The sequence below is a fragment of the Phenylobacterium sp. genome, from assembly GCF_036821595.1.
In the GTDB taxonomy this organism is placed as follows: Bacteria; Pseudomonadota; Alphaproteobacteria; order Caulobacterales; family Caulobacteraceae; genus Phenylobacterium.
In genome coordinates this window covers 1-9,705 of the sequence record NZ_DAISJG010000073.1, presented here as the reverse complement: position 1 = coordinate 9,705, position 9,705 = coordinate 1, and the positions used below count along the sequence as shown (strand labels likewise).

Below are 9,705 nucleotides of genomic sequence, written 5' to 3'. Positions count from 1 at the left end.
CCGCCCGCCGCCGCGCCGGCCGAGGCTCCCCCGGCGCCGCCGCCGCTGCCCACCACCGGCGACGCCGCCGAGGTGCTGGCGGCCCTGGACAACGTCTGCGTCCCGGCCGTCCGCGGCCAGAAGCTGGACGACCTGGCGAAGTCCCAGGGCTTCAAGATGAACCGCCGCGACCAGACCTGGGCCAAGCCCCTGGGCGGGCAGAAGAACTACCAGATCGTCCTGTTCCCGCAGGGCTCCAACAAGGACGTCTGCTTCGCCGAGCTGCGCTACGCCACGGGCTCCGCCGAGGAGATCGCCAAGGCGCTGAACGTCTGGGCCTTCACCCGCCAGCCGCCGCTCGACCCCACGGCCAACTACACCCAGCCCGTCGATCCGGACGGCCTGAAGCGGGTGCGCCGCTCGTGGGAGCACCTGTCCTCGACCCAGTCGATCGGCCTGAACTTCTCCACCGTGCGCAAGCCGGACGACAGCCAGGTCAACGGCCGCTACGACATGGGCACCCTGCAGTACCAGGAGCGCAAGCTCTAGGGTCCCGGCATCGCCGACCTCGATCAGCGCCGGGGACGACCCCGGCGCTTTTCTTTTGTCCGCGGGGACGGCCCCGCCACGACAGCGGAGCCAGCCATGGCCTGGGTCATCCTCTTCGTCGCCGGCCTCTTCGAGATCGGCTGGGCCATCGGCCTGAAGTACACCGACGGCTTCACCCGCCTGGTCCCCACCGCGCTCACCGCGGTCAGCCTGGTGGCCAGCATGGGCCTGCTGGGCATGGCCGTGCGCAGCCTGCCGATCGGCACCGCCTATGCGGTCTGGACCGGCATCGGCGCCGTCGGCACGGCCGTCCTCGGCATCGTCCTCTTCCGCGAACCGGCGACGGTCGCGCGCCTCGTCTGCCTGGGCCTCATCGTGGCGGGAATCCTGGGCCTGAAGTTCCTGACGCCGGCGGAGGGGTAGGGCGGCTCACGCCGCCGCCCGGGCCTCCTGGGCCAGCCAGCGCAGCACCCGCTCGGCCACCGCCTCCCAGCCGGGCTCTCCCACCAGCCAGTGGCTCATGCCCGGCATCTGGACGAAGGCCGCGCCGACCCGGTCGGCGGTCTGGCGCACGGTGGCGGGCGGATGCACCAGGTCGTGTTCGCCGGCGATGGCCAGGGCGGGCGCGCCCAGCGGCCCAGGCCCCACGCTGGTGGTCATGAACGGGTCCAGCCACCAGTTGAGCGTCTCGCGCAGCGCCCGGGCGCTCTCCCGGCGCATGCGCTCGACCACCGCCTCGCGCTCGGGCCTGTGGACCCGGTCCAGGCTGTAGCGGCGCATCAGCTCGCGGTCGGGCTCCACCGCGCCGCTCGAGAAGGGGCCCATCATCTGCACCCCGAACGCCGTCACCGCCTCCTCGAAGGTCGAGCCGGAGACGCCCCAGGGGGCCGACGGCGCCAGCAGCACCAGCGCCCGGGGCCGCACCCGGCGGGCCGCCATCTGGGCCACCAGGCCGCCCATGGAATGTCCGATCAGCACCGGCGGCTCGGGCAGGTCCGCGCACAGGGCGGCGATGTCGGCGGCGTAGTCCGACATGGAGACGCCGATCACCCGCTCGCCCGGTTCGTCCGCGCCGTGGCCGCGCAGGTCCGGCGCCAGCACCTCGTGGCCCTGCGCCTCGAAGGCCTCGCGGAAACGCTCGAACGCCCACCCGCCGCAGAACGCGCCGTGCACCATCACGATGGCGGTCATGATCCCCTCGTCCGGTCCGGCGCGGGCCTTCTGTCGCGATGCGGGTCCGTCGCCGGGCTCATCCTATCCCGAAAGCCCGGGAGCCGGGGAGGTTTCACGGACGCCTGGCCGCGAGGCTGGCGAAAGCCTGGGCGACCTGCTCGTAGGCCGCCCGCTTGAACGGCACGATCAGTTCCGGCGCCTCCTCCAGGTAGCCCCAGCGCCAGGCGTCGAACTCCGGCTCCGCATGGTGGGCGAGGTCGAACTCGGCCTCCTCGCCGTTGAAGCGGAAGGCGAACCACACCTGCTTCTGCCCCTTCCAGCCGCGCCAGGCCTTCGAACCGCCCCAGCCTTCCGGGAAATCGTAGCGGATCCAGCCTTCGGTGCGGGCCAGGTAGGTGACGGTGCGCGCGCCGGTCTCCTCGTGCAGCTCGCGGAGCGCCGCCTCGTGGAAGTCCTCGCCCCTGTCGACGCCGCCCTGCGGGAACTGCCAGTTCCAGGGCTCGGGCGTCCCGGCCCGCCGGCCCAGCCAGACGCGGCCGTCGGGGTGGAAGAGCACCACGCCCACGTTCGGCCTGTGCTCGGGCAGCTCGTCGTCCGGGCTCATCGCTTGGCGGCGAGGGCCGAGGCCGGGGCCAGCTGGTAGCCGCGCTCCTCCACGCTGGCGGTCCAGCGCGCCACCTTCTCCAGCGTCACCGGGTAGGCGAAGCCCGCGCCCAGCGCCTGGCCGCGCTGCAGGGCGCCGGCCTCCAGCGCCAGCAGCTGCTGGTCGATACCCTTGGCGGTAAGCTGGTCGTCGATCACCCGGTCGGCCGAGGCGCGCGGCAGGCCCCCGCCCTGGCCGCCCGCCGCGCCGTCGTCGATGAAGCCCAGGCCCCGGCCGCGCGCGGCGGTGGCGAAGGCCTCGTATGCGGCGGGATCGGCCAGGAACCGGGAGCCCAGGTAGTTGGTCAGGCCGAAGTAGCCGGTGGCCCGCGACAGGATCCATTCCAGCCGCTTGGCGGTCTCTGGCGCGCTTCCCTTGGCCATCAGGGTGTAGGGGCCGGGGTCGTTGTCCGGATAGTCCAGCGGCTCCATCGGTGTCTCGAGCAGCACCTCGTGGCCGTGCTGGCGGGCCAGGTCGATCCAGCCCTGCAGGCCTTCGGCGTAGGGCACGAAGGACAGGGTGACCGGGCCGGGCAGGGTCTCGATGGCCTGCTGGGTGGCGCGGGCGTTCAGGCCCAAGCCGCCGATCACCACGGCGATCTTCGGCCGTCCGTTGGACGTGAACGGCCGCCGGTAGGCCTCGAACGGCGTGCGCCCGTCCTGGGCGATGATCGGCAGCGGTCCCCCGGGGCCGGGGGCGTAGAAACCGGCGATCGGGGCCGCCGGCAGCGGGCCGTCGGCGTAGGCCGCCGCGGGCCCCGCCCCGCCGCCCGCCGAGTTCCAGGTCGGGCCGGCCATGGGCGCCAGCGGCCGGTCCGAGAGCCGCATGACGTCCTCGGTGACGGCCATGGCGCCCGCCTTCGGCAGGGCCTGGCGCCAGCCGTCGGGCGCGTGGCGCAGCGCGTCCGCCAGCGGAACCTTGACCACCGGGCCGGCGGGCTCGGCCGGCCCCATCATGGCGACCAGGGCCGCGGCCGCCACGAGCAGCATGGCGCCCGCCGCGCCGGCGCCGGCGTAGGGGCTGGCCGCCAGCCCGCGCAGCTTCGCCAAGCTGAACGCCGGCGCCTGCAGACGGGGAATCGCGATCATGGCCAAGCTGGGGAAGCTCCTCTGCCGGGAGGGTCCCGCCATACGGTTAACGAGGGATCAACCGCAGGGTGCGGTCACCGGCCGCAGGGTGGCCCGCCCGCCATCATCACACGGTCAGCCGCAGGCTGATCCGGATGACCCGGGCTGAGTGCGCCCCCGGGGGGAGGCCGCTTGGGTCCCCCGGATCGCGCTTCGCACGACCGTGGGCGAGGTGGAGGTCAAACGAGAAAAGGGCGGCCCCGGGGGGACCGCCCTTTCCGTGTCTCGGCCGGAGGGCCGCTACTTCTGCGTCGTCTGCGGCGGCTTCACCTCGGCCACCCGGGCCTTGGAGCCGACCACCTCGGCGAGCTTGGCGGTGGGCTTCGGCAGCTTCGGCGTCGCCGCCACCGAACCGTACTTCAGCACCTCGGCGGCGCGGGCCAGCTGGAAGTCCTTCTTCACGTCGAAGCTCTCCGGCGGCGCCTCGGCCGGCTCGTGGGCCCCGCGGCGCACCTTGCCCTCGTCGGCGTTCAGGGCGTTGCGGAACGAGGCCTCGGAGAACTGGAACGCCCGGTTGGCGATGTTCTGGGCCTCCTCGCGGGACGAGGCGACTTCCAGGTCCGGTTCGATGCCGGTCTTCTGGATCGAGCGGCCGGACGGCGTGTAGTACCGCGCCGTGGTCAGCTTCAGGGCCCCGTCCATGCCGCCGCGCAACGGGATCACGGTCTGCACCGAGCCCTTGCCGAAGGTGGTCAGGCCGACGACCTCGGCCCGCTTGCGGTCCTGCAGGGCGCCGGCGACGATCTCGGCCGCGGAGGCCGAGCCGTTGTTCACCAGCACCACCACGGGCATGCCGCCGGTGATGTCGCCGGGGCGGGCGTTGTAGCGTTCCACGTCGCGCGGGTCGCGCCCGCGCTGGCTGACGATCTCGCCCCGTTCCAGGAAGAGGTCAGAGACCGCCACCGCCTGGTCGAGCAGGCCGCCCGGATTGTTGCGCAGGTCGAGGATCAGGCCCTTCATCTGCGGGTTCTTGGCCCGCAGGGCGGCGAAGGCGGCCTCGGCCTCGTCGGTGGTCTTCTCGTTGAAGCTGCCGATCCGCAGGACGCCGTAGTCGCCCTCCATCTTGGCCGTGGCGGACTTCGGCTTGATCACCTCACGGACCAGCTTCACGTCGAACGGGTCGGACTTCTCGCGGGCGATGGTCAGGGTGACCGCCTCGCCCGGCCGGCCGCGCATCTGCTTGACGGCCTCGGTCACCGTCAGGCCCAGCACGCTGTCGCCGTTCACCGCGGTGATGTAGTCGCCGGCCTTGATCCCCGCCTTGTGGGCCGGGGTGTCGTCCATCGGCGAGATCACCTTGACCACGCCGTCCTCGCTGGTGACCTCGATGCCCAGGCCGCCGTACTCGCCGCGCGTCTGGTCGCGCATGTCGTCGAAGTTCTCGGGGTCCAGGTAGCCGGAGTGCGGGTCGAGGCTGGTCAGCATGCCGTCGATGGCCGCCTGGATCAGCTTGGTGTCGTCCACGTCGGTGACGTACTGCCGCTCGACGGTGTCGAGCACGTCGCCGAACAGGCCCAGCATGCGGTAGGTCTTGGCGTTGGGGCCGGCCGCGGCGATCGCCTGCTGGCTCACATAGGCCATGGACCCCGCGCCGAGCACGAAGGCCGAAACGCCGATCAGGAGGTACTTCTTCATCGCCTGCCTCAGGCTCCCCTCTGCGGCTCCCGCCGCTTGTGACCAGGCCCCCGGAACGCCTCTTTTCCAGCAGCGCTCAGCCCGCATTTTGGTTCAGCCAGCGCCCCGGATCGACCGGCGCGCCCTGCTCCCGGATCTCCAGATAGAGTTCCGAGGACGATTGTCGATCATCGGGCATCCATCCGACAGGCTCTCCGGCCGCGACGGATTGTCCAACCGAAACCGACGGTCGCTCAAGGCCAGCCAACACGAGATGGTAGCCGCCCGCCAGCCTTAAAATAAGAATGACGCCCCAACCTTTCACCGGGCCCACGTACTGGACGTGCCCGGCGCCGGGGCTCGCCACCCGCGCGCCGCGGGCGGCGGCCAGCGTCACCCCGTTGGCCCGGCCGCCGCCGGCCAGCGGGGCGCCGAAGCCGCGGACCAGCCTGCCTTGCAGCGGCGGGACCAGGGCCGCCGGCGCGCGGAGAGCCCCGGCCGGCAGCGGGGGCAGGGGACGCAGGTCGGGCGCCTGCCGCTCGGCCTCCGGGGCGGCCTCGGCGAGCTGGCTCTCGGTGGTGAACAGGGCCTCGCTCTGCACGGCGGCCAGCCGGCGCTGGCGCATCATCTCGTTGGCGGCGGCGGCGTAGCCCTGCGCCCGGCGCTGCAGCTCGGGCGTCATCGCCTTGACCAGGATGGCCGCGCGCACCGCGTCCTTGGCGTCCTCCGGCGAGACCAGCAGGGCCGGCGGCGGGTCCCGGCGGATCTGCTCCAGCACCGACAGCATCCGGGCGAGCTGGTTCATGTTGGCCGCCTGTTCGGCCGACAGCTGGGTCTCGGCGAGGTTCAGCCGCGCCAGCCGCTCGCCCGGCTGGGCGACGGCCAGGGTGGCCACGGCCAGCAGGCCCAGGCCCGCCGCCGCCACACCCCCGCCGATCGACGTCCGCGTCCGCATTCAGTCCCTATGGTAGGGCGATCCCGCCAGAATTGAGACCGCCCGGTACACCTGTTCGGCCAGCATGGCGCGGGCCAGCGCGTGCGGCCAGGTCTGCGGCCCGAAGGCGAGCTTGCCGTGGGCCTGCGCCAGCAGCTCCGCATCGAGGCCGTCGGCCCCGCCGATCAGGAACACCAGGCGCCGCACCCCGCGGTCGCGCAGGGTGGCGATCTCCTCGGCGAACCGGCGCGACGGCCGCGCCGTCCCGTGCTCGTCGCAGGCGATCACATGGGCGTCGGAGAGATGCGGCCGCAGGGCCTCGGCCTCGGCCGCCTTGCCGGGCTTGCGGCTCTCGACCTCGACCACCTCGACAGGACCCAGGCCAAGCGCCCGGCCGGCGTTGGTCGCCCGCTCCACATAGAGCTTCACCAGCTCCGTCTCGGGCGAGCGGGCCAGGCGGCCGATGGCGACGATGGCGATCTTCACGCCGGGAGCCATAGCGCGATTTGGCCCGGCCTCTGAGCCCCTGGGAACCTTGTGGCGCCGGCGCCGTCCAACCATCTGAGCCAGGGAGCCCGCCGATGACCGCCTCCGCCCGAACCCTCGACTTCGCCGGCCTGTCCGAGCCAGAACTGGTGCAGCTCGCCCGGCTCGGCCGCGGCGAGGCGTTCGGCGTGCTGATGCAGCGCTGCAACCAGCCGCTGTTCCGGACCGCCCGCAGCGTCATGCGCGACGACACCGAGGCCGAGGACGTGCTGCAGGAGGCCTATGTGCGGGCGTTCCAGAAGCTCGGCGACTTCCGCGGCGACTCCAGCCTGCTCACCTGGCTGACCCGCATCGTGCTGAACGAGGCCCGCGACCGGCTCCGCCGCCGGCGCGCCATGGTCGAGCTCGACGCCGTCGAACGGGCGCAGGAAGCGGGCCAGGTGCTCGTCTTTCCATCGGGTCAGGCGGCCGGCGATCCCGAGCGCGACGCGGCGCGCGCCGAGGCTCGGCGCCTCCTGGAGCACGCCGTCGACGAGCTGCCGGAGGCCTTCCGGCTGGTGTTCATCCTCAGGGAGGTGGACGGGCGCAGCGTGGAGGAGACCGCCGACAGCCTCGGCGTCCTGCCGGCGACCGTGAAGACGCGGCTGCACCGCGCCCGGCGGATGCTCCGCGAGAGCCTCAACGCCAAGCTGGCGTCGGCGCTCGATGGGGCCTTCCCGTTCCTCGGCGCCCGCTGCGGGCGGATCACCGAGGCCGTGCTGGCCCGGTTGCAGGCGACGGGTCTCGCCGTCGCCTGAACTTGGGCCCGGGCCTCAGGCGTTGGGCGCGGGCGTCCTGTGCGGGGCGTCCACCGACCAGATCTTCTCGATGTTGTAGAAGGTCCGCACCTCGGGCCGGAACAGGTGGACGATGACGTCCCCCGTGTCGATCAGCACCCAGTCGCAGTGCGGCAGGCCCTCGACCCTGACGCGGCCGTAGCCCTCGTCCTTCAGGGCGCGCAGCAGGTGGTCGGCCATGGCGCCCACGTGCCGGTGCGAGCGTCCGGAGGCGACGACCAGCGCGTCGGCGACGGCGCTCTTGCCCTTGAGGTCGATGAAGACGACGTCCTGGGCCTTGTCGTCGTCGAGCTTGGCCAGGATGAGGTCCTCCAGGGCGGCGATGCGACCCTGGTCGTCTTGCGAGGGCTCGGAGTCCGCCTGGACGGCGGCCGGGACCTCTTGCGCGCGCGGCGCGGCTTCACGTTGCAGCGGGGTTGCTCCTTTGATGTCCTCGCTATCCTCAACCCTAACACGCGTGGGGGCCCGGGTCAGCCGCCCTCACGCACACGTCAAGATTTGGCGCGGCGCATCCGTTCCCGAAGCGCCGTCGAGGACTGGAAATTGAACCGCCCGAACAGGAAGGCCCAGGCGGGCGGGCGCAGGTCGGGCAGGCCCATGGCCCGGTGCGAGGGCAGGCGGGCGTGACGGAATCGCACGGCGGCGGGCGAGAAGCGGCTCTTCAGCGAGATCCACGGCCGCGAGACCACCGCCACCGGAACCTCGCGCATGATCTGGGTCCAGCCGCGCCAGCGGTGGAAGGTGGCCAGGCTGTCGGCCCCCATGATCCAGACGAACTTCACGCCCGGGAAGCGGGCCCTCAGCGCGCGCACGGTGTCGATGGTGTACTGCGAGCCCAGCCGCGTCTCGGCGTCGGAGACGATCATGTCGCGGCCCCGCGCTACCGCCGCGGCGCCGGCCAGCCGCTCGGCGAGGTCGGCCGTCTCGTGCGTCGGCTTCAGCGGGTTCTGCGGCGAGACCAGCCAGATCACCTTGTCCAGCCGCAGGCGGCGCTTGGCGGTCTCGGCCACGTGGGCGTGGCCCTCGTGCGCCGGATTGAACGAGCCGCCGAACAGCCCCACCCGCATCCCCGGCTTCAGGTCGAAGCCGAGCCTGAGGCCGCCGGGGCGGCCGGCCGGCGGGATCCGGCGCGCCGGGCCCGCGAACCACATGCGCTGGCGCCTCAAGCGCGGCGGGGCGGGGTGGGCTGGCCCCCGCGGTCGAGGTGGGGGTCGGCCTGCCGGACCCGGGCGCGGACGGTGAACACCCCGTCGCCCGCCAGGACGCCGCCGCGCGCGAACAGCCGCCCGTGCTCCCAGTTGGAGAGGCCGAGCTCCGGCCGGTCCAGGGCGTACTGGCCGTCCACCCAGCGTGTGAAGCCGTCGCCCACGAAGGGCGCGTCGATCAGGTCGTAGAAGCGCGCGTGCGCCGCCGGGTCGCCGCTTATCAGGCTGGCGGTGAACCGGGGGCTTAAGGCGTTGAACAGGGCCACGGCGGCGTCGACGCTGCCCACGATCTTCAGGCTAACCTCCGGGGTCTCCTCCCACTCCCACTCGCGGCCCAGGTCGGCCTCGGCGATGGGCTCGACCAGCGGCTCCTCGACGGGGCCCTCGGCCCGGACCACGGTCCCGCGCGCGGTCCGCAGAGCCTCGGGGATGCGGGCAAGGTCCGCCTCGGCCACGTGCAGCTTGAAGCCGCGCCGCCGCTCGCCGGCCCGGGCCAGGGCCTCGAGGAACACCGGGACCAGGGCGTCGGCCGCCTCCGCCACGATGCAGCAGGTGTTCAGGGTGTTGCAGACCTTGCGGTCCAGGGAGTGGAAGACGGCCGCGAAGAACCGGTCGGGATCGGCCGTGGCGTCGGCCACCATCCAGGCGCCGCCCGTGCCGTGCAGGCTGACCGGCGTGCCGGCGCTCCGCGCGATCGCGCCGAGCTGCGCCACCGCCGGCCCCGAGCCGCGGGCCACCGCCAGCGCCAGCCGGCTGTCGGCGAACATCGCCCAGCCCGCCGCGTGGGCCGCCGAATCCACCAGCACCGCCGCGCCCTCCGGCAGGCCGGCCTCGGCCAGCGCCGGGTCCAGCGCCTCGCGCACGATGGCCCGCGCCGTGCCGAGCGCGTCGGAGCCGATGCGGAACACCACCGTGTTGCCGGCCCGGATCACGCCCGTCGCGTCGGCGAAGACGTTCGGCCGCCCCTCGAAGACGAAGCCCGTGACGCCCAGGGGCGCCATCACCTGCTCCACCTGCCAGCCCTCGTGGCGGACGGTTTCCAGCACCCGCCCGCGCGGCGGCTCGGCGTCGCGCCAGGCCCTGAGGCCCGCCACCATGTCGCGACGCATGGCCTCGGAGGCGATCAGCCGGGTGGTCGAGCGGCCGCGCGCCTGGGCGC

The 9,705-nt window shown here is 73.2% G+C and carries 12 protein-coding genes; 3 read left to right on the top strand and 9 right to left on the bottom strand.

Annotated features, from left to right (window positions below):
* Window positions 1-528, top strand: a 528-nt coding sequence (locus tag V7Z97_RS17670) for a hypothetical protein (RefSeq protein WP_334164751.1), incomplete at its 5' end; no start/stop codon positions are given.
* Between the two features lie 96 nt (window positions 529-624).
* Window positions 625-951 (top strand): quaternary ammonium compound efflux SMR transporter SugE, encoded by a 327-nt coding sequence (sugE, locus tag V7Z97_RS17665; protein ID WP_334164750.1) that lies wholly within the window; start codon window positions 625-627, stop codon window positions 949-951.
* 6 nt (window positions 952-957) lie between these two features.
* Here sugE and V7Z97_RS17660 read toward each other — a convergent pair whose 3' ends face one another.
* The 6 genes from V7Z97_RS17660 to rlmH all read right to left on the bottom strand — a co-directional run bounded on the left by V7Z97_RS17660 (window position 958) and on the right by rlmH (window position 6,505).
* Entirely contained in the window at window positions 958-1,719 is a 762-nt protein-coding gene (locus tag V7Z97_RS17660) for an alpha/beta hydrolase (protein ID WP_334164749.1), read from the bottom strand.
* 94 nt (window positions 1,720-1,813) lie between these two features.
* Window positions 1,814-2,305 carry an RNA pyrophosphohydrolase gene (locus V7Z97_RS17655; protein WP_334164748.1) on the bottom strand — a complete coding sequence of 164 codons (492 nt, stop codon included), beginning with the start codon at window positions 2,303-2,305 and terminating at the stop codon, window positions 1,814-1,816.
* Entirely contained in the window at window positions 2,302-3,432 is a 1,131-nt protein-coding gene (locus V7Z97_RS17650) for a divergent polysaccharide deacetylase family protein (RefSeq protein WP_334164754.1), read from the bottom strand. Before V7Z97_RS17650 ends, V7Z97_RS17655 begins: the two co-directional genes overlap by 4 nt.
* Window positions 3,433-3,711: 279 nt before the next feature.
* Complete coding sequence (locus V7Z97_RS17645) at window positions 3,712-5,106, bottom strand: S41 family peptidase (RefSeq protein ID WP_334164747.1); 1,395 nt, start codon at window positions 5,104-5,106, stop codon at window positions 3,712-3,714.
* 76 nt (window positions 5,107-5,182) lie between these two features.
* The gene (locus tag V7Z97_RS17640) at window positions 5,183-6,040 is read right to left on the bottom strand and encodes a murein hydrolase activator EnvC family protein (RefSeq protein WP_334164746.1); all 858 of its coding nucleotides are present in this window, start codon (window positions 6,038-6,040) and stop codon (window positions 5,183-5,185) included.
* Window positions 6,041-6,505, bottom strand: coding sequence for a 23S rRNA (pseudouridine(1915)-N(3))-methyltransferase RlmH (gene rlmH, locus V7Z97_RS17635; protein ID WP_334164753.1), 465 nt, complete (start codon window positions 6,503-6,505; stop codon window positions 6,041-6,043).
* Window positions 6,506-6,600: 95 nt separating this feature from the next.
* Here rlmH and V7Z97_RS17630 point away from each other — a divergent pair, with 95 nt between their 5' ends.
* Entirely contained in the window at window positions 6,601-7,302 is a 702-nt protein-coding gene (locus tag V7Z97_RS17630; protein WP_334164745.1) for an RNA polymerase sigma factor, read from the top strand.
* Window positions 7,303-7,317: 15 nt separating this feature from the next.
* Here the strand turns inward: V7Z97_RS17630 and rsfS are convergent, their stop codons facing one another.
* The 3 genes from rsfS to V7Z97_RS17615 form a co-directional block, all read right to left on the bottom strand.
* Window positions 7,318-7,752 (bottom strand): ribosome silencing factor, encoded by a 435-nt coding sequence (gene rsfS / locus V7Z97_RS17625; RefSeq protein WP_334164752.1) that lies wholly within the window; start codon window positions 7,750-7,752, stop codon window positions 7,318-7,320.
* 80 nt (window positions 7,753-7,832) lie between these two features.
* Window positions 7,833-8,492 carry a nicotinate-nucleotide adenylyltransferase gene (locus V7Z97_RS17620; protein WP_334164744.1) on the bottom strand — a complete coding sequence of 220 codons (660 nt, stop codon included), beginning with the start codon at window positions 8,490-8,492 and terminating at the stop codon, window positions 7,833-7,835.
* Window positions 8,493-8,503: 11 nt separating this feature from the next.
* On the bottom strand, window positions 8,504-9,705 hold a 1,202-nt coding region (locus V7Z97_RS17615), incomplete at its 5' end, for an aldehyde dehydrogenase family protein (RefSeq protein WP_334164743.1).

What these genes read in the sequence shown, in the direction of transcription:
- V7Z97_RS17640 (WP_334164746.1), bottom strand. Translation starts at nt 6,040, where the DNA reads ATGCGGACGCGGACGTCGATCGGCGGGGGTGTGGCGGCGGCGGGCCTG.
- V7Z97_RS17650 (WP_334164754.1), bottom strand. Translation starts at nt 3,432, where the DNA reads ATGATCGCGATTCCCCGTCTGCAGGCGCCGGCGTTCAGCTTGGCGAAG.
- sugE (WP_334164750.1), top strand. Translation starts at nt 625, where the DNA reads ATGGCCTGGGTCATCCTCTTCGTCGCCGGCCTCTTCGAGATCGGCTGG.
- V7Z97_RS17655 (WP_334164748.1), bottom strand. Translation starts at nt 2,305, where the DNA reads ATGAGCCCGGACGACGAGCTGCCCGAGCACAGGCCGAACGTGGGCGTG.
- V7Z97_RS17620 (WP_334164744.1), bottom strand. Translation starts at nt 8,492, where the DNA reads ATGTGGTTCGCGGGCCCGGCGCGCCGGATCCCGCCGGCCGGCCGCCCC.
- V7Z97_RS17630 (WP_334164745.1), top strand. Translation starts at nt 6,601, where the DNA reads ATGACCGCCTCCGCCCGAACCCTCGACTTCGCCGGCCTGTCCGAGCCA.
- V7Z97_RS17660 (WP_334164749.1), bottom strand. Translation starts at nt 1,719, where the DNA reads ATGACCGCCATCGTGATGGTGCACGGCGCGTTCTGCGGCGGGTGGGCG.
- V7Z97_RS17645 (WP_334164747.1), bottom strand. Translation starts at nt 5,106, where the DNA reads ATGAAGAAGTACCTCCTGATCGGCGTTTCGGCCTTCGTGCTCGGCGCG.